The organism is Brevibacillus sp. HB1.2 (assembly GCF_013332495.1).
In the GTDB taxonomy this organism is placed as follows: domain Bacteria; phylum Bacillota; class Bacilli; order Brevibacillales; family Brevibacillaceae; genus Brevibacillus; species Brevibacillus porteri.
The window spans coordinates 1-18076 of the sequence record NZ_JABMIU010000010.1 but is presented as its reverse complement, the minus strand read 5'-3'; the positions used below and the strand labels follow the sequence as shown (position 1 = coordinate 18076).

At 48.9% G+C, this 18076-nt stretch carries 17 protein-coding genes and 1 pseudogene; 13 read left to right on the top strand and 5 right to left on the bottom strand.

The features are described from left to right. The first annotated feature begins 14 nt into the window (after nucleotides 1–14). Nucleotides 15–656, top strand: coding sequence for a precorrin-2 dehydrogenase/sirohydrochlorin ferrochelatase family protein (locus HPY28_RS20550; RefSeq protein ID WP_174231288.1), 642 nt, complete (start codon nucleotides 15–17; stop codon nucleotides 654–656). A gap of 41 nt (nucleotides 657–697) precedes the next feature. Here the strand turns inward: HPY28_RS20550 and HPY28_RS20545 are convergent, their stop codons facing one another. Next, nucleotides 698–1477, bottom strand: a complete 780-nt coding sequence (locus HPY28_RS20545; protein WP_017247377.1) for a GNAT family N-acetyltransferase — start codon at nucleotides 1475–1477, stop codon at nucleotides 698–700. Nucleotides 1478–1567: 90 nt separating this feature from the next. Here HPY28_RS20545 and HPY28_RS20540 point away from each other — a divergent pair, with 90 nt between their 5' ends. Then, the gene (locus tag HPY28_RS20540; protein WP_174231287.1) at nucleotides 1568–2263 is read left to right on the top strand and encodes a hypothetical protein; all 696 of its coding nucleotides are present in this window, start codon (nucleotides 1568–1570) and stop codon (nucleotides 2261–2263) included. Next, a complete protein-coding gene (locus HPY28_RS20535) occupies nucleotides 2247–2807 on the top strand; it encodes a peroxiredoxin family protein (protein ID WP_017247375.1) in 561 nt (186 codons plus the stop codon). The genes HPY28_RS20540 and HPY28_RS20535 overlap by 17 nt, the downstream gene beginning before the upstream one ends. A gap of 48 nt (nucleotides 2808–2855) precedes the next feature. On the opposite strand, the gene HPY28_RS20530 is transcribed toward HPY28_RS20535, so the two are convergent. Together HPY28_RS20530 and HPY28_RS20525 are read right to left on the bottom strand one after the other, a co-directional pair. After that, nucleotides 2856–4088, bottom strand: a complete 1233-nt coding sequence (locus HPY28_RS20530; RefSeq protein WP_017247374.1) for a cation:proton antiporter — start codon at nucleotides 4086–4088, stop codon at nucleotides 2856–2858. Between the two features lie 2 nt (nucleotides 4089–4090). Continuing rightward, nucleotides 4091–4588 carry a cation:proton antiporter regulatory subunit gene (locus HPY28_RS20525; protein WP_017247373.1) on the bottom strand — a complete coding sequence of 166 codons (498 nt, stop codon included), beginning with the start codon at nucleotides 4586–4588 and terminating at the stop codon, nucleotides 4091–4093. A gap of 326 nt (nucleotides 4589–4914) precedes the next feature. Here HPY28_RS20525 and HPY28_RS20520 point away from each other — a divergent pair, with 326 nt between their 5' ends. Then, nucleotides 4915–5169: a hypothetical protein gene (locus tag HPY28_RS20520; RefSeq protein WP_017247372.1), complete on the top strand. Its 255-nt coding sequence runs from the start codon at nucleotides 4915–4917 to the stop codon at nucleotides 5167–5169. Between the two features lie 49 nt (nucleotides 5170–5218). Here the strand turns inward: HPY28_RS20520 and HPY28_RS20515 are convergent, their stop codons facing one another. Further along, the gene (locus HPY28_RS20515; RefSeq protein WP_017247371.1) at nucleotides 5219–6511 is read right to left on the bottom strand and encodes a dicarboxylate/amino acid:cation symporter; all 1293 of its coding nucleotides are present in this window, start codon (nucleotides 6509–6511) and stop codon (nucleotides 5219–5221) included. A gap of 248 nt (nucleotides 6512–6759) precedes the next feature. On the opposite strand from HPY28_RS20515, the gene HPY28_RS20510 reads away from it, so the two are divergent. From HPY28_RS20510 to HPY28_RS20500, 3 genes are all read left to right on the top strand, one after another. Further along, nucleotides 6760–7503 (top strand): stalk domain-containing protein, encoded by a 744-nt coding sequence (locus HPY28_RS20510; protein ID WP_017247370.1) that lies wholly within the window; start codon nucleotides 6760–6762, stop codon nucleotides 7501–7503. 212 nt (nucleotides 7504–7715) lie between these two features. Then, a complete protein-coding gene (locus HPY28_RS20505) occupies nucleotides 7716–8402 on the top strand; it encodes a response regulator transcription factor (RefSeq protein WP_017247369.1) in 687 nt (228 codons plus the stop codon). Next, entirely contained in the window at nucleotides 8371–9825 is a 1455-nt protein-coding gene (locus HPY28_RS20500; RefSeq protein WP_017247368.1) for a HAMP domain-containing sensor histidine kinase, read from the top strand. Before HPY28_RS20505 ends, HPY28_RS20500 begins: the two co-directional genes overlap by 32 nt. Before the next feature lie 5 nt (nucleotides 9826–9830). Here HPY28_RS20500 and HPY28_RS20495 read toward each other — a convergent pair whose 3' ends face one another. Beyond that, complete coding sequence (locus HPY28_RS20495) at nucleotides 9831–10880, bottom strand: DctP family TRAP transporter solute-binding subunit (RefSeq protein WP_174225386.1); 1050 nt, start codon at nucleotides 10878–10880, stop codon at nucleotides 9831–9833. A gap of 97 nt (nucleotides 10881–10977) precedes the next feature. Between HPY28_RS20495 and HPY28_RS20490 the strand changes: the two genes are divergently transcribed. The 6 genes and pseudogenes from HPY28_RS20490 to HPY28_RS20465 all read left to right on the top strand — a co-directional run. Then, the gene (locus HPY28_RS20490) at nucleotides 10978–12549 is read left to right on the top strand and encodes an ATP-binding protein (protein ID WP_017247366.1); all 1572 of its coding nucleotides are present in this window, start codon (nucleotides 10978–10980) and stop codon (nucleotides 12547–12549) included. Then, complete coding sequence (locus HPY28_RS20485) at nucleotides 12536–13297, top strand: response regulator (RefSeq protein ID WP_174225387.1); 762 nt, start codon at nucleotides 12536–12538, stop codon at nucleotides 13295–13297. The genes HPY28_RS20490 and HPY28_RS20485 overlap by 14 nt, the downstream gene beginning before the upstream one ends. Beyond that, a complete protein-coding gene (locus HPY28_RS20480) occupies nucleotides 13284–14654 on the top strand; it encodes a sigma-54 interaction domain-containing protein (protein ID WP_017247364.1) in 1371 nt (456 codons plus the stop codon). The genes HPY28_RS20485 and HPY28_RS20480 overlap by 14 nt, the downstream gene beginning before the upstream one ends. Nucleotides 14655–14698: 44 nt before the next feature. Further along, the gene (locus HPY28_RS20475) at nucleotides 14699–15628 is read left to right on the top strand and encodes a S66 peptidase family protein (protein WP_174231286.1); all 930 of its coding nucleotides are present in this window, start codon (nucleotides 14699–14701) and stop codon (nucleotides 15626–15628) included. 210 nt (nucleotides 15629–15838) lie between these two features. After that, nucleotides 15839–16210 carry a DUF4280 domain-containing protein gene (locus HPY28_RS20470; protein WP_069846252.1) on the top strand — a complete coding sequence of 124 codons (372 nt, stop codon included), beginning with the start codon at nucleotides 15839–15841 and terminating at the stop codon, nucleotides 16208–16210. 38 nt (nucleotides 16211–16248) lie between these two features. Next, a pseudogene (locus HPY28_RS20465) lies at nucleotides 16249–18076 on the top strand (phage late control D family protein); the annotation flags it as partial.

The following is an 18076-nucleotide window of genomic DNA, read 5'->3' as shown; positions in this document are numbered from 1 at the left end:
GGGAGGGAACGCTGGTGACGAACTATGCCATGATGGTCAATCTACAAAACAAGCGTTGCTTGGTGGTCGGTGGCGGGCAGGTAGCCGAGCGGAAAATCGGCAGTCTGCTTGCTGCTGGTGCGGATGTCACCGTTGTGAGTCCCTCCTGTACGGCAACCATCCTTGAATGGGCACACGCTAAGAAGCTGATGGTAGCACTGCGACCCTTTACCCCACAGGACGTAGAGGAGGCAGTGCTCATTATCGCGGCGACGAGTGATCCCGCCGTCAATCTGGCTGTATACGAATCGTGCCGTCCGCAGCAGTGGATCAATATCGTTGATCGCCCAGACCTCTGTTCTTTTACCGTTCCATCCGTCGTTGCACGTGGAGACTTGCAGATTGCCATCTCTACGGGTGGGAACAACCCGGGTCTGGCGAAGAAAATGCGCCGCCAGCTCGAAGAGTGGGTGGGACCAGAATACGAGGACTACACGCTTTTTCTCGGCAGCATGAGAAGACAAGTACTCTCGCTGGCGGTGAGCGAAGCGGACAAACGGGCAATCTTGGCAGAGCTTTTGGACGACCGATTTTTACAATGGACCAAAAACGGCGAAACCGACCGAAGGGATCGGGAGGCAGAAGCGCTGCTAAACAAAAGACTAGATCAACGCTGAAAATAGGATGGCTCTCACTAAGCTACTTGGTGGGAGCTTTTTTAGTTCTTTAGCCAGATCATTTCCAAATGCCTCACGACCTCTTGAAAGCCGAGCTTGCTGTACATTTCTTGCGGCGTATCATCTGCATAGGTCGTCAAGTACATATGGGTGGCGCCGAGTTTTTTGGCGTCCTGCATCATGACCCGAATGATTTCCGTGCCGAATCCTCTACGCTGCCAGTCATCCAGTATAAAAAATTCCTCCATTCGAACAAGCTCCTTGTAAAGATGCCATTCACATGCACCGACTGGCTCCTGATCGACAAAGCATACATACGGTATGATCTCGCCGCTTTCATAAATCTCTCTTTTCCGGTTCGCTTTTCGGACAGCAAAATCAGGATTGATCGTGACGGAATCACTAGCAGTAAGGCAGCGAATGCCTGCTTCCATGACTTCGAGTGAATCCCCACGTAAAACGGAGCATTGTGGATTCGGCGCCAGTTTATCGGCAACATCCAACGGTGCAAGCATGTACAGCATCGTATTTACTTCAAACCCAAGCTGAGTGGCAAAAGACACGAACTCTTCTGAAAAAGGTAGCGACGGGTGTAGTTCCAGCTTCAAGTGGCCGAGCTGCTGGTCTTTGGCATGTCGTAGCTCTTGCTCAATGTAAGCTCGTAACCAGTCTTGCGTGGGGATCGACATAATTTCTGTATAATTATGGCTATACATGTCTGGAACCGATTCATCGCAATATACGCGCACTTGTGGATGCTCCGTTCGCGTAGAAAAAGCAAGGGCATAGCGCTCCTGCAAAGTAAAAATATTCGTGAGCATTCCTTTATTCCCCATTTCCTGATATGGTGATAATTGTTTAGATACTTGTCTTCCTTAATGTAAGACATTTTCTTGAAGGAGGAAACGAAAATGTCCGATGCTTTTCAAATGGGTCCCTTTTTGTTGAAAATGAGCATGCTGGCGGTCATTGTTTCGCTTTCGCTCGGCTTTGTGGCCATTTCCGCTCAGCTTACACATAACCGAAAAATGAAATCAGCCATTATTGAGCTGTTGAGTAATGCGCTGGTGCTGGCATTTCTCGTTTGGAAGTTCAGCTACGTCCTGTTTCATTTTTCAAAAGTGGTGGAAAATCCCTCGTCCATTCTTTATTTTTCAGGGGGAGAAAACGGAGCCATGCTGGCAGTCGTGGCAGTTGTCATCTACCTCACCAAGACGGTACGCAAAAAAGCGATTCCTGTTCATTTCGTCGCCTTGGGGATGGCGACAGGTTTTCTTACTGCAACTGGTGTTTACCAGCTGCTCACGGTCGTGTTAGAACAGAGCAGCATGTGGTATCACGTACAACAGGTCGCGATATGCGCCTTCTTTCTTTGGTGGCTGCATCGGGCAAAGGAAGGACTCATTCATCTTGCGGCTTGGCTTGCACCCGTGATGTGGTTTGCCATTAGCCAAGTCTATGTGCACTTTTTTGTTCCGAATCGAGAATCTATGTTTGCAGGACTTTCCGGCTATCAGCTCATGTACTATGCATTCGCTCTCTTGCTGCTCTTTTTGTCCAGACGAGTGAAGCCGTTAGGGGGAACGACCGATGAAGAAATATCATAATGCATGGGCGATCGTCGTACTCTTGGGGCTTTTGGGATGGGGCATTTTTGATGCGGAATTCTTGAACAGGCAAGAGCCCATCGCTTCATCTGGCGAGCAAGGCAACGGGCAGATTGGGATTGAAAAAGGAAATACCGCTCCGGATTTTGAACTGCAGCAGATAGGTGGCGGTACGGTCAAGCTGTCCGATTTACGGGGGAAAAAAGTCATTCTCAATCTGTGGGCAACGTGGTGTCCTCCTTGCCGTGCAGAAATGCCGGACATGCAGCGTTACTACGAAGAGAATAAGGAAAAAGGCGTAGTTATTCTCGGAGTCAATTTGACTGATACGGAGACGAGCCCGGAAGCGGTGGCGGATTTTGTGAAGCTGTATGGCATTACCTTCCCCATCTTGCTCGATCCCGAGAAAGAAGTGGCGAATGTGTACAAAGCCATTTCGATTCCGACCAGCTACATCATTGATTCGAACGGCGTGGTCCAGAATAAATACATCGGCCCGATGAGTGAAGAAATAATGGAGAACATGTTGTCTGCGATCAAATAGAAAAACCGACAGCAGGCATATCTGCTGTCGGTAGTCATGTCTCTCCTATTATCCAGCGTCTGCTTTGTTATCTGGTTCTTTGAGTGGTGCCTTTCGATCCAGACGAAACACAGCATTGAGCAACTTGTAAATGTGCTTAGATTCCTTGGTCAACAATGGACCTAAAATGGCGAGAATCAAAACGTAAAGAGCCGCAAATGGTTGCAAAATTTCCATGAGTGCGCCCGCTTTTCCGAGATTAGCCATGATAATGGAGAACTCACCGCGAGAGACGATGGTTAGTCCAATATTGGTAGAAGCCTTGGGAGACAATCCGGCACTGCGTCCAGCCAAAAGTCCGGCTACGACGTTACCGAAAAGGGTGATGGCGACTGCCGCAATGGACAACCATACGGCTCCACCCAGCTCCAATGGATCAATTGTCAAACCGAAGCTGAAGAAGAACATGGCTCCGAAGAAGTCACGAAACGGCAGGATGAGATGCTCGATGCGCTTCATGTGTTGTGTTTCTGCCAAGACGAGACCTACGAGTAAAGCTCCGATGGCTTCGGCAACATGGATCGTTTCGGAAAAACCCGCAATCAGAAACAGAGCGGCAAACACCGTAATCATAAACACTTCGTTTGATTTGATGTTCAATGCCCGATTCAGGAAAGGTACGAGTTTGCGGCCTACGATAATGAGGAGGAGCATGTAGCCGAGTGCAATCAATGCGGATGAGAGTACGCCAGCAAGAGAGGTTGCACCGCTTAGCACCAAGCCGGACACGATCGAGATATAGACGGCCAAGAATATGTCTTCGAACATGATGATCCCCAAGATCATCTCTGTTTCGCGATTTGCTGTACGTTTGAGATCCACCAGTACTTTTGCCACAATGGCACTGGAGGAAATAGTGGTAATACCGGCGATAATCAATACCTCTTTGAGAGGGAAGCCAGCGGCCCAACCAAATACGAGGCCGAGGGTAAAGTTAATCACGATGTAGATCGTACCGCCTACGGCAATGGATCGACCAGCCTTGATCAGACGGCCTACCGAAAATTCCAGTCCGAGGTAAAACAACAGGAAGAGTACGCCAAGTCTGCCCATAAATTCGATGAGCGGGGCGCTTTCAATAAAGCGGAGATCAAACAAGCCGATGTCGGGAGCGTGTGGACCCACGATCATCCCGACGAGAATGTAGAAGGGTACGATGGAGAATTTTAACTTCATGGAGAGGAACCCCGCAATTGCTATGAGTGCGAGGGCAAGACCGACTTCAAAAACGATGTGCTCCAATATCACTCACCTCCGTTGCTGAGAATAGTCTTGAGAGCCTTCACCTGCTTCCGTTCACCTGCAACGACCAACGTAGATCCTGTACTAAGGACATACTCGGGGCCGGGATTAATCGTTTGTTTATGGTCTTTTTCGATAACAGCGATGATGGTAGCGCCTGTTTCTTGACGAATGTTGAGTTCCCCAATCGTCTTGCCAATGGCAGGAGCGTTCGATTCAATTTTGTACCATTCGATCATGAGTTTGTCTAACGCAACCTCGACTGTTTCCAGTGCAGATGGTTTGTACGTCAAGCCGCCTACGATGGCAGAAATTTGTCTCGCCTCATCATCGTCAAGGGTAACCATGGAGATTGTTTCGTCCATATCATCACGGTCAAAGTGATACATTTCCCGACGGCCGTCATCGTGAATGACGATAACCAGCTTGTCGCCACTTCTGGTTTCGACCTGGTACTTCCTACCGATTCCTGGTAAATCGGATTCTCTAATAGAGAACATATAAGATCCTCCTTTGCGCAAAACACTGTATTGGCATAGATAGCTGCTCTTTTTTTCAGTGAGCAACAAGTCGTCAATAATTATTTGGAATTATATCCATTCCGGTGATATTTTAGTAATAATCCCCCCTGTTATGCGGATTATTGTCGACATTCATACCTACATCCACTATTATACACGAAATGACGTCATTTTTCTTCAAAATGAAACAATTTCATTGAAAAATGACACACTTATAAACGGACAGGAATATTAACTTTCCTCTAAAACAAGGTCACTCCTCATGAGTGGGCTTCGTATAGAGGTTATTTTAAGGATGATGAAACATGGCGAACAAACAGTATCGATTAACAGAAGCTGAATGGGTCTTTATTCAAGACATGCGGTCCATGGATATGGATGAGCTATTAGACATCGTGATCGCATTGCGCAATGAGGTAAAGGAACTGGAGAAAAAGGCGGAGCTGATTAGAGAGCGCGAGAAAGAGGGCTGGCAGGAGGAGTATCAGGCAGCACAGAAGCGAATTAATCACCTGCGCCAATTCGAGGTTGAGCTTCGTAAGACATGGCCAAATGACTAAAGCAAAAAGAGGTTCTCTCTGAAGTAGGAGTACCTCTTTTTTATATGGACTAGGCCGTGATCGGTTTTGCTTCTGAATCGTTGTCCGACTCGATGGCGGTTTCGTCTGTTTGTTGGACGCGTCCCGGATGGAACTCATTTTCATGCTTGGCTATGACCACAGTGGCTACGCCATTTCCGATCAGATTCGTAATGGCACGAGCCTCTGACATGAAGCGATCAACGCCGAGCAAGAGCGCAATGCCTTCGACCGGAATGACAGGGAAGGCTGCCAAGGTAGCGGCGAGTGTAATGAAACCAGAACCTGTTACACCGGCAGCCCCTTTTGACGTAATCATCAGGATTCCTAAAAGGGTGACCTGTTCCCAGAAGCTGAGCTCGATGCCATAGGCCTGGGCGATAAAAATGGCAGCCATAGATAAATAGATGGAGGTACCATCCAGGTTAAACGAGTAGCCCGTCGGTACGACCAGACCGACAACGGATTTGGAGCAGCCGTACTTCTCCAGCCGATCCATCATTCTCGGAAGAGCGGATTCTGAGGAGGAGGTGCCAAGCACGAGCAGGATCTCCTCTCGAATGTATTTGATAAACGCGAAGATGCTGAATTTGTAGTAGCGCGCGATCCCGCCCAGTATGAGAATAATGAACAAAAACATCGTGATGTAGACAGCCGTCATCAAAAGGCCCAGTCTGGTCAGCGAACCGATGCCGAATTTGCCAATCGTGTACGCCATTGCGCCAAATGCAGCTAGCGGAGAAACCTTCATGATCATGTTGACGACACCGAAAAATCCGTGCGCCAGCTTATCAAACAGCTTGATGACAGGCTGGGACGCTTGCCCCATGGCAGCGAGTGAAAGACCAAACAGGACAGCGAAGAACAGAATAGGCAACAGCTCGCCATTAGCCATAGCCCCGACGACATTTTCCGGGATGATCCCCGTAATAAAATCAATAAAACCGTTGTTACTCTGAGCAGCAGCCTCCGTGTACTTGGAGACGTCCCCGCTGGTCAGGCCCGTTTTGTCAAAGCCTACCCCAGGCTTGATCAGGTTGACAACCAACAGTCCGATCGCCAATGCGATTGTGGTAACGATTTCAAAATAGAGCAGTGCTTTGCCGCCGATCTTTCCGACCTTTTTCATGTCTCCCATACTGGCGATTCCATTTACGACAGTGAAGAAGACAATCGGTGGGATGATCATTTTGATCAGTTTGACAAAAATATCGGCTAACACCTTCAGCTCTGCGCCAAATTTGGGTGCAAAATGACCAACTAGGATACCGAGAATGATGGCAATTACAACCTGTACGGTCAGATTTTTAAAGTTAATCCGCATGAAATTCGTTCCTCCTCCAGGTTTTGAAAACGCTTTATTCCTCTTTTTCGCATTGTATAAATTGGCTGGAAAATTGAAAATAATGCGGTCATATTGGTTGTTTTGGTCCTTTTGGTCACAGAAATCCCCTCAAATTGGAAAGGAAAAAATCAATTGTTGACATACTCTCGACACGAACGATAGGTAAAGTAGGAAATGTACATAGTGACACGAAAGAAATAGACAACCGGGAGAATGGAGGATTTTCTATGTTCAAGAAGCAATATCTGGCGATTGCCTCAGCGTTGATTCTGACTACCACGCTTATTCCGACGAGCTCTCAAGCAGCGACTGGAACGAAGAATCTGCAAGCTAAGTACAACAATATTAAAGTTATTTATAACGGCGCAGCTGTTCCAACTACAATCGAACCATTCATCGTAAACGGAACCACGTACATTCCACTTCGCATGATGGCTGGCGTATTCAACAAGGATGTAGCATGGGATGGCACGAAGTACACCGTTACGGTAAAAGACATGCCTAACTCCCAACACGCAAACGAGTTGGCTGCACGTGATGCTCAAATCAGAAGCCTGCAAGGCACAATTGATAGCCTGAACAAACAGATTACTGATTTGAAAAACAGCAAGAGCAAGAGCAACAGAGATGATGACGATGATGTCCAAGATGACCTGGACGACCTGGAAGATCAACTCGACAAGGACTACGATGACTTCAAAGATATCGAGTGGAAGTTCACGCTGAAGGGCGATGAAGATGATATCGATGTAGAAATTGAGGTTGACCTGGATGAGTTCCAAGACGAGTACGATGATCTGGATGATTCCGATTTCGAAGACCTCGTTGAAAGTGTAGTAAAAGACATTTGGGATGAGTTCGAAGATGCTGACATTGATGGCGAAATCGTTGACGAGGATGGCGACAACCTGCACGATTTCTCCGCTGATGCCAGCGATGAAGAAATCTTTTTCGAAGATGACGAAATCTAATTAATTTCTTCATAGTGGGGACGTTTCTCACAAAAAAAGCCTTGCTCCTTTACATGGGATGCAAGGCTTTTTTCCTATTTTCCAAAAACATCAAAGGCAAATTTTAATACAAGGTTGTAAACTGATAGAATAGAAGTACGTAGAGTATAGAGGACCATGCGAGAATTCGCGAATAGGAATGATTATATGTCTGTAAATCAGGTAGGGAAGATATGAAAAGTATTTTATTGGTAGAAGATGAACTAGTGATATCGCGCGTGCTGAAGGCTTACTTGCAAAAGGCAGGGCATGAGGTCTGGCAAGCGAATGACGGGATCGAGGCCGTGCAGCTTTTTGATGAAAAAAAGCCGGATTTGGTTCTATTGGATGTCATGCTCCCTGAACGCAATGGTTGGGAAATCCTCCAGTATATTCGTGAAAAGAGCTCCTGTCCGGTCATTATCATGACAGCGCTCGGCCAGACAGACCAAAAGCTCAAGGGCCTGAATCAAGGAGCAGATGACTACATAACGAAGCCTTTTGTCGCGGACGAAGTAGTGGCGCGAGTAAATGCGGTGCTGCGGCGCTCTGTTATTTTGGTGAAAGATCAAGAGACCCGACTATTTGGAAGCTTGAAAATAAACTTTCAGTCCCATCACGTGACGTTGCATGGTCTCGAACTGACGTTTCACCCGCGAGATCTGTCCTTGCTGCTTTTTCTGGCACAAAATCCGAATCAGACCTTTACCCGTGAGCAATTGATTGAACAAGTATGGGGAATAGACTACGGGGGAAGTGACCGTGCCGTAGACCTGGCGATCAAGCGAGTCAGAAAGACTCTGGAGAATTGGCCGGTTCATGAGGGCGAGATCAAGACGCAAAGAGGGGTTGGGTATCAATTCTGTGTTTATAAAAAATAATGAGCCTGTATCGCTACTGCGTTATTGGACCACACGCTATCTGCTCACCCTCGTGATCGGATTGCTCATCATTGGGGCTGTCTCTGCTTATTGGATCAAGTACGCTGCGATTGAAAAGCAGATCGAGGTCACGCGATTGTTTGCAGAGGAAGTAGCTGATCGAGTCGTCGATGATGTTGGAAATATTCTGGTGGGGGAAAAACTTCATCAGGTATTAGATAATCGGCGTAAGTTTATGGGTGTTGATCGCAACCTGATTTTGTTCATTGAAGATGTAAAAGGAGAGGTCGTTTACAGTCGACCAACCAAGCTTCCCCCTCCCTTGCAGCAGGCAGCACCTGAGTTGTTGGAGCAGGCAGATAGGTGGGATAAAGTGAGGCATCCGTCAGGTGAGACACTGTACGTAGTGAGGAAAAATTTGGAATACAATGATCGAGTCATTGGCAAGGTGATCTTGCTTTTCCCAGAAACAGATATCAAAGTAGGTAAAGAAGAAATCCAATATTTGGTTATCATGCTGGGCAGTTTGGGTGTGCTTGGCTGGGCGGTTATTTATTTTCATGCGCGGAAGCTGTCTGAGCCGATTCAAAATGTGGTGATGTCCGCTCGCCAGATCGTAGAAGGAAACTACGACGTCTTGATCAATAAAACGATCAAGGAAAAGGAAATTCACGAGCTGGTGCATACGTTTGCGGAAATGGCCGACCGTCTTCGGCAGCTGGAAAGTATGCGAACAGAGCTTTTGGCTGGAGTAACACATGAGCTGAAAACCCCCGTTACGTCGATTAGTGGATTAATCCAGGCAATTAACGACGAGGTGGTTTCCGGTGAGGAGCAGAAGGAGTTTTTGGAAATCTGCTTGAAGGAAACAAAGCGCCTGCAAAAAATGGTAGAGGATTTGCTAGACTTCAATTCATTTGCCGTAGGAGCGATCACCGTTTGTCAGGAAGAGCAAAACGTGAACAAGCTGATCCGCGAGATCGCCTCACAATGGCGGATTGTCCACGACCTCGGTCACGTCACGTTTACCGTTGAGGTTCTGGAAAAGCAGACGATGATCTATGTCGATCCGGGCCGTGTACAGCAAATCTTGATTAACCTTTTGAACAACGCAAAACAGGCTGTTGGTGAGAATGGGAGCATAGCGCTCACTCTCTACGAGACGGAGACGGATTTACGAATCGACGTCAAAGATGATGGGCCGGGAATACCCGCAAAGGAACAGCCACTTGTGTTCGAGCGTTTCTTTCGGGGAAGCAATAAAAAAGACAAAGTACGTGGGCTCGGTTTGGGGCTGTCCTATTCTCGCATGATGGCGAAGGCTCTTGGCGGAGATCTCCTCCTCGCAAAAAGCACGTCAGAGGGATCAGTTTTTACGCTGATTGTGCCCATGCGCAAGGAGCAGAGCGAGGAGATTGATTGAGAGCTTCACCGGCGTTGGTGGAGCTCTCTGATTTTCTGCACCAATGGTTCTCCGATACTCGGAGCGAACTGATCGTAGACTGGCTGCAACGCTGTGATCCAGGCCGCACGTTCTTTTGCTGTCTGTAAGTGGATGTGCATTCCCCCATTTTCTTGGAGCAAGCGCAGCTGTTTGTCATTCATCGAAACAGTCAATTGATTATTGTAAGCTGTCGCTTCTTGCATCGCTTCCGATATGGCCTGCTGAATATCGGCGGGGAGATTGTTCCAAAACGTTTTATTAATCACGACGGCATAGCCCAGATAGCTGTGATTGCTGATCGTCATGTGATTTTGTACTTGGTAAAGCCGCTTGGTGTACACATTAGAGATTGTATTTTCTTCGCCGTCTACTTTTCCGGCAGCTAGCATGCTGTATAATTCATTGAAGGAAGAGCCTACAGGGATTGCCTGAAGCGTGCGAAACTGAGCTTCGATCACGTTGCCTGGAATGATGCGCAAACGTTGGCCGACAAAATCGGAAGGCATGATCAACGGGCGATTGGCTGTCACTTGCTTAAAGCCGCTTCCCCAGAAGGCCAGTCCTTTCATATCAGAATCTTCAAGCTTGTCGAATAGTATTTGGCCGATTTCCCCATTGAATACCGTTTCGACATCCTCTTGCGATCGAAACAGATAAGGCAGATCAAGGACAGCCCACTCGGGAATCGTGTTTGACAGATAGGAGAATGCAGGGGCGATCATCTGGATTTCGCCGTTTTGCAGGGCAGCCATCTCAGTTTTCTCCGTGTGGAGGATACTGTTGGGAAAGACCTGTACCTCAACACGTCCGTTTGTCTTTTCCTTCACTAGCTGGGAAAAGCGTTCGATAGTCAGACCCTTTGGCGTGTTTTCCGCAATCACATGGCTAAACTTGATGATAATTTGATTGGACAGCCCCACCTGTTCTTCGTCGTATCCTCTGTTTTCCATCAGGAAATCTGATCTGAAGCCTATAATGACAGCGCTCACAAGTCCGAGCAGGACAATGAATGTACTGGTTACCAACGATTTCATTTTCATACACCTGCTTACGTTTAATGAATTTGAGTATAAACCCAATGGAAAGGAAAGAACGAACCTGTTTGAACGATTAACAATCAAATGGAAGATTATGCTACTCTCCGTCGGAATCGTTCTTTTTTCCTTGATCATTGGAAACTTGATCATGGCCGGAGGGATTATTCGGATTACGGAAACCCAACTGGGACAGCGGCTGATGACCACAGCGCGCACGGTTGCGACGATTCCCAATGTACAAAAAAGCATTCAGGAACCAGACGGGTGGAAGGTCATCCAACCGACAGCAAACAGCCTGCGCGTCGTCAATGATGTGACGTATATCGTCGTACTGAATAGGGAGCGTGTCCGTTACTCAGACCCAATAGATGAGCGGATTGGTACCGTGTTTATGGACCCTGCGGTTGATGAGGCCTATGCCGAGCACTCCTATTTTCAAAAAGTCAAAGGAGAGATGGGAACGGCTCTGCGGGCCTACGTGCCGATCATGGATGACCAGCATCAGCAGGTGGGTGTTGTCTTGGTCGGACGTGTGATGCCGGATGTTTGGGGGATCTTGTACAGTGAGCGAAACAATATCGTGCTGACCTTTTTCTTCTCCTTATTGTTCGGGGTGTGGGGCTCTTATCAGTTGGCCCGTCACATGAAAAAGCAGATGCTCGACCTAGAGCCGGACGAAATCGCACGAATCCTGGTAGAGCGAACCGCGACCTTCCATGCCATGCACGAGGGAGTCATCGCCATCGACAATCGGGAGCGAATCACGATCTTTAACGACAGAGCGAAGCAAATTTTTGGCATAGAAGGAGAGGTGCTGGGCAAGCACATACGGTCTGTCCTGCACGACACCAGATTACCAGAAGTGCTGGAGCTACGCCAGAATTTTACCAATACAGAAATTCACGTCGGCAATACACTGCTCTGGTCCAACCGTTTTCTGATCAAGGTCGAGGAAAAGATCGTCGGCGCGATTGCGATTTTTCAGGACAGAACAGAGGTGGCGAGAATGGCGGAGGAGCTGACAGGCGTAAAAGAATTCGTCGGTGCACTGCGGGTACAAAATCACGAGCACATGAACCATTTGCATACCATCGCAGGCTTGCTCCAGCTCCATCAGCATGAAAAGGCACTCGCGTATTTGTTCGAGGTCAACGAGCAGCAGGAGGAGCTCACCTCCTTTTTAACGACGCGGATCATGGATGAGAATTTATCTGGGCTCTTGATTGGCAAAGTCAGTCGCGGAAGAGAGCTGGGTATCCGTGTCGTCATTGATCGCAGGAGTCACTTGGAATGCTTTCCACCGTACATGGATCATCATAATTTCGTGCTCATTTTGGGGAATCTGATCGAGAATGCCTTTGATTCACTGGAGCGAATCGAACGCGAGGATAAGGAGATCATGATCAGTATCGAGCAAGACGAAGAGATTTGCTCTATTCTGGTGGAGGACAATGGAATCGGCATGGACGAAGAGACGCGCCGACGCATGCTGGAACGGGGATTTTCTACGAAAGAACGTGCGCACCGTGGACTTGGTCTGCATCTGGTGCATCAATTGGTCAATAAAGGGGGAGGCGAGCTGGTATGCCATTCAGCACGAGGAGAAGGGGCCAGCTTTCTCATTACGTTTCCGATGGGGGAGGTGGAGAGCCATGGAGAAGGATAACGACAACATTCGTGTACTGATAATGGAAGACGATCCGATGGTACAGGAAATCAACAAGCAGTTCATAGAGCGCGTCCCGGGCTTTGTCGTGGTCGGAATTGCAGCCAACGGGGCAGATGGACTCAAGCTAGTGAATGAGCTCACACCTGACTTGGTGATCATTGATATTTTCATGCCGATCCAGGACGGGGTGAAAACGCTGATGGAGTTGCGCGCCGCCAAACATGCTGTGGACGTCATCGTTGTGACAGCTGCAAAGGACAAGACCACGATTCAGTCCATGCTGCGCAATGGGGCGATGGACTATATTATCAAGCCGTTTCAGTTTGAACGGATCAAGCAGTCGCTGGAAAACTATCGAGAGTTTCGCCGACGGATTGATTGGGAGGGAACCGCATCCCAGGATGAGGTCGACCAGCTGTTATTCCGCAAAAGTCCAGAAAAAGAACAAGCCGATGCCACTACAGGCAGGGCAGTGCTACCGAAGGGACTGCACGCTGTCACCATGGAGCAAATCATGCGCCAGATCGAGAAAGAGAGTCAGCCGCTCTCGGCAGATGACGTGGCCGAACGCGTAGGGATCGCGAGAGTGACGGCCAGACGGTATTTGGACTATCTGGAGAAGAGCGGGAGTGTCAGAATGGATGTCAGCTATGGTGGGGTAGGCAGACCGACGAATCGCTATGTACGTGTCACTCCACAAGCTGCGGGGGGCACGGGAGGTAGAGAGCGACATGATCGATTATGAAGCCCTGATAGGCTCGCTGTTTGATATCGTGCACGTAACAGACGCAGAAGGCAGGACTTTGTATGGCTCGGAACGATATGAAGAATTTTTCGGAATCGATCCCAGGGAGATGATGGGCAAGCGTATCGAGGAGTTTCATCACCTCGGCTATTTTGCTCCAACGATTACGATGCGGGTCATTCGCGACAAGAAAAAGGTACATACGATTCAAACCACCCGCAAAAATCGCAAGCTTTTTGTGGAAGGCACACCGATTTGGGATCAGGACGGGAATTTTAGCGGAGTGATCCATACGTTCATTGATATCACGAGCCAGGAGCAACTCCAGCAGGAATTACATGAAGTCAAGTACGTCAGCACGGTCTTGCAGAGTGAAATGACGAAGGAGAACAACAGACAAAAAGGAGAGACGAGCTTGATCTACCGCAGTCAGTCCATGGAGCAGGTCGCGATGATGGCCAAAAAACTGTCGCAGGTAGAATCATCCATGATCCTTCTGGGAGAATCAGGTGTCGGAAAAGGCGTGCTGGCAAAATACATCCACGAGTGCAGTCCGCGGGTGGACAAGCCATTCGTGCATATCAACTGCGGAGCCATTCCTGAGACATTGCTGGAGTCAGAGCTGTTTGGCTATGAAAAGGGTGCTTTTACAGGAGCGTTCAAAGATGGTAAGGCAGGTTTAATTGAGAAGGCAAACGGAGGCACGCTGTTTTTGGACGAGATCGGGGAAATGTCACTCTCCTTGCAAGTGAAGCTGTTGAATGTGTTGCAAGAAAAAACCATTACGCCCGTAGGCAGCTCTGTTTCGCGAAAAGTAGATGTAAAGCTGATCACAGCCACGAATAAAAACCTGCGGCAAATGGTCAAGGAAGGCAAGTTTCGCGAGGATTTGTACTATCGCATTCACGTGGTACCATTGGAAATTCCGCCGCTGCGCGAACGGCAGGAAGAGATCCCCGTGCTCGTTCATTACTTTCTCAATGTTTTTTCGCAAAAGTACTGTTTGGAAAGACAGCTCGCAGATACCTGCTATCGCATCCTCAGTGAATACGATTGGCCTGGCAATGTGAGGGAGTTGGAAAATGTGGTGGAACGGCTCGTCGTCACGTCTCACGATGTCCTCATTACGCCCGCGCAAATTCCGCGTTATATTCATAACCAAGAGACTAGTGTGAACAAAGGGATCAAGGTCGATCGTGTAATGCAGATGCAGGATGCCATGGATGAGGTGGAACGCCAGCTCGTGCACCGGGCGTATGAGCAGCATAAGACGACGACAAAGGTAGCGGAAGCGCTCGGAATCAGTCAGCCGTCTGCAAGTCGCAAGCTGCGAAAATGGCTACACCATGTGACATAGATGTACGATAATGGGGAGAGAACCCGGAGGAGGAGACTGGACAGATGAACAAAGGGAAAGCATTACGAGCGGGAGATACAATCGGAGTAGTGGCAACCTCTAGTCCTGCTACAGAAGAAGTGCTGAACAAAGCAATGGCAGAGCTGCAAGGTTTGGGATACAAGGTGAAAATATCGGATACGTGCCGAGAAGCGTACGGTGGGTATTTGGCGGGAACTCCTGAGCACCGGGCGGCTGAGCTGAATGCCATGTTCGTCGACGAGGAAGTAGACGGGATCATGTGCATGCGTGGCGGTTACGGTTCCCCGCAAATACTGTCCTTGCTCGATTATGACCTCATCGCCCAAAACCCGAAGCTGTTTATCGGCTACAGCGACATTACCGCGCTGCATACCGTTTTCGGACAGCGTGCGAATCTGGCTACCCTTCACGGACCGATGGCAACCTCAGACATCGCACATGGACTGGATGACTGGTCCAAGCAATATTTGCTGCGTGCCATGACTCGCCCCGAGCCATTGGGAGCGATCATTAATCCGCCGGGGGAAGAAATCGTCTGTCTCGTCGAAGGTCAGGCAGCTGGACCCGTAGTCGGCGGGAATCTCGCCCTCGTCTCTGCTTTGATGGGGACGCCATACCAGCTCGATACGAGAGGCAAGCTGTTGTTCCTCGAAGATATCGACGAAGAGCCGTACCGGATTGACCGCATGTTGACACAGCTTGCTCAAGGCGGCTTGTTTGATGATTGTGCGGGCGTCGTCATCGGGACATGGACCGATTGTGAGCCGAAAAAGCGAGAAGGCTTCTCTGTCTGGGATGTGTTTCACAATATCGTCGTGCCGTACGGAAAACCGACCATCTGGAACATTCAGATCGGACATGGCGCATGCAACATTGCTCTCCCTCTGGGTGTAGAGGCTAGTCTCGATGCGACAAACGGTGAACTGGTGATTGAAGAGAGTGTAACCATATAACGAGAATGCTTTTTCTTTCAGGAAGGCTTCCCCAACCATTGCAGAGTTGGTGGAGGCCTTTTTGGGTTATTTAGAAAAATAAGGAAACGGGACGTTTGACCCATAAATTACTTTCCAGTTTATCCCGATTATTAGATGGAATGTAAAAATAAGACGAAATATGGAAGTTGCTTGTAGAGGATTTTTTTGGAAAGGGGGATAGGTCTAAAGATGCTAGCGTTACTTCAAGCACTTGCAATGGGGTTGTTCAGCCCCGAGTACTCATATGTCGTGCGGGGAGCGACCCTCAAGTGTAGCAAGGGAACCGACCCCGGCATATTGAATTTGCCCTTGTGCCATGGCGTTTATAGCCTAGATAAGCCTGTCATGAATGTTGCCGATCATGTCCCTGGTGTGAACATCGGATGCTTTGGGTTTTGCACAGCGGCAGGAGGAGGACTGTGTGTGCCACAGACGACCTCGAAATGGACAGATGGAAAGCACGATGTGCTCATCGACAACGAGCATGCCTTGCTGAGCAAGTCGCAGCTAGTCTGCAATCTGTCAGGTATCATCACGATTGAAACAGATGGTCAGGATTGACGCTTCCCGTTGCTTGCTAGAGAAGGAGGGGAGAGAACATGCAGCGTACAAGCGGAGTCATGACCTATCAGGATATAAAATTCGTTTGGCCATATGGACCGATCCGGCTAGATCAGCTGGAGTTCGTCCATCAGACAGGCACGCATGCCAGGCTCACAATCACAGGAATTGTCCCGGAAGAAAAAGAGGACGAGATCATCAATCGTGCAGGCACCCACGATCCCATCGAGCTATACAAAGTGGAAGGCGGGCAGAAGCAGCCGATTTTCATGGGGCGCTTGAATTATGTGGAGATCAAGGTCGTACGCGACATTCACTACGTCACGCTACAGGCCGTGTCGCATACATATGCTTTGGACATGAGCGTGAAAATACGTTCGTTTCAAGAAGTGAATCGGTTGTACCGGGATGTCGTAGATGAGATCATGTCCGTCTATCACGGTGGAGATGTCATCGATCAAGCCTTCGACGACCATAAGCAGGGCAAATACATCATGCAGTACGAGGAGACAGACTGGACCTTTTTAAAGCGAATCGCGTCCCATGTCGGAGCCGTCCTCGTACCGGATTTGAGTGCGCATAAGGTACGATTGTGGATCGGCATGCCCGAGGGACGCAAGCAAATCAAGCTGGAAGAAGAATCTCCATACGAGGTCAACCGGGCCATCGCGCCGTACATGAAAAAAGCCGCAAACGGCTCCTCGTCCGTCAGCGAGTATCAGTACACGACGTACGCATTCGAGTACGAAGACCTGCTACAAATCGGGGATGAGGTGCAGCGGGAAGGCCGAACGTTTGTCATTACGAAAGTGACTGGGAAGCTGGAGCAGGGACTCCTGAGATGGAGCTACGTATGCGCCGTGCCTGAAGCCGTCAAGCAATCGAAGCTGTACAACAAGGCCATCATCGGTGCAGCGATCGACGGAAAAGTGATTCAAATCGGACGCAATCAGGTCAAGCTCCACCTGAACATGGACAAAAAGCAAGAGCCAAGCAAAGCTCAGTGGTTCCCGTACGCGGCGGAAGGCAACCAGATTTTGTACCTCATGCCAGAGCTCGGTTCGAAAGTAAAGCTGTACTTCCCAAGCGCCGATGAAGACGACGGCATGGTCATGAACTCCGTACGTCATGCGACAAAAGGAGCGGCCGCCGAGAAGCAGGATCGGCAAATGCAGGACCCCGGTGTGAAGTCGTTCGGGAATCCGCAAGGGAAGGAGTTTACGCTCGGGGATAAAGAGCTGACGATGACTGCTCAGGAAGGGATGCTCTACATCTCGATGAACAAGGATGTAGGCGTCAGTCTGAACAGTACCTCGGATGTGAATATCAGTGCGAGTGGTGCGCTGAGCTTGAGTGGTGCGGCTGTGTATTTGTCCGGGACTGAGAGCTTGAACATGAAAACGACGTCGAATACGATAGAATTATTGGAGGAAAACAAATCCAGTAGTGAGGAAATTAAGCTGGAGGCGACCGTTCGTCAGGCTTTTCCGATGATATTAAGTGCGTTTGAACAGGATTTGAAGGAAAACGGTCAGGCTGCCATCATAGCCCGTAGAGCCTTCAACAACCAGGTTGCTGAGGTAAAAGGGAAGTTAGATGCCTTTGGAGATACTTTGGCGGGGTTGTGGAATACCGCAGTAGATGCCGGGGACATGCTGCTGACAGGACTTGCGGGAGAAGAGAACACGCAAGATTTATATGAATTTGTAAGCGGCGAAGAAGTAGGCACACTGAGAGAACGCAATGGCATTGTGAAAGGCATCGAGCAAGGCGTAAACAACACGCTCAATTATGTGGGAGATACGTTTTCGGGCAAGAAGTCGGGCGATGAAATCCTTTCAGATATAGGGAAGCTGGGAGAAGGTT

Bases quoted from the DNA above. Each gene is read 5' to 3' on its own strand.
- HPY28_RS20480 (WP_017247364.1), top strand. From the start codon at position 13,284: ATGATCGATTATGAAGCCCTGATAGGCTCGCTGTTTGATATCGTGCAC.
- HPY28_RS20520 (WP_017247372.1), top strand. From the start codon at position 4,915: ATGGCGAACAAACAGTATCGATTAACAGAAGCTGAATGGGTCTTTATT.
- HPY28_RS20515 (WP_017247371.1), bottom strand. From the start codon at position 6,511: ATGCGGATTAACTTTAAAAATCTGACCGTACAGGTTGTAATTGCCATC.
- HPY28_RS20545 (WP_017247377.1), bottom strand. From the start codon at position 1,477: ATGCTCACGAATATTTTTACTTTGCAGGAGCGCTATGCCCTTGCTTTT.
- HPY28_RS20470 (WP_069846252.1), top strand. From the start codon at position 15,839: ATGCTAGCGTTACTTCAAGCACTTGCAATGGGGTTGTTCAGCCCCGAG.
- HPY28_RS20505 (WP_017247369.1), top strand. From the start codon at position 7,716: ATGAAAAGTATTTTATTGGTAGAAGATGAACTAGTGATATCGCGCGTG.
- HPY28_RS20510 (WP_017247370.1), top strand. From the start codon at position 6,760: ATGTTCAAGAAGCAATATCTGGCGATTGCCTCAGCGTTGATTCTGACT.
- HPY28_RS20525 (WP_017247373.1), bottom strand. From the start codon at position 4,588: ATGTTCTCTATTAGAGAATCCGATTTACCAGGAATCGGTAGGAAGTAC.
- HPY28_RS20485 (WP_174225387.1), top strand. From the start codon at position 12,536: ATGGAGAAGGATAACGACAACATTCGTGTACTGATAATGGAAGACGAT.
- HPY28_RS20535 (WP_017247375.1), top strand. From the start codon at position 2,247: ATGAAGAAATATCATAATGCATGGGCGATCGTCGTACTCTTGGGGCTT.
- HPY28_RS20540 (WP_174231287.1), top strand. From the start codon at position 1,568: ATGTCCGATGCTTTTCAAATGGGTCCCTTTTTGTTGAAAATGAGCATG.
- HPY28_RS20490 (WP_017247366.1), top strand. From the start codon at position 10,978: ATGCTACTCTCCGTCGGAATCGTTCTTTTTTCCTTGATCATTGGAAAC.
- HPY28_RS20495 (WP_174225386.1), bottom strand. From the start codon at position 10,880: ATGAAATCGTTGGTAACCAGTACATTCATTGTCCTGCTCGGACTTGTG.
- HPY28_RS20475 (WP_174231286.1), top strand. From the start codon at position 14,699: ATGAACAAAGGGAAAGCATTACGAGCGGGAGATACAATCGGAGTAGTG.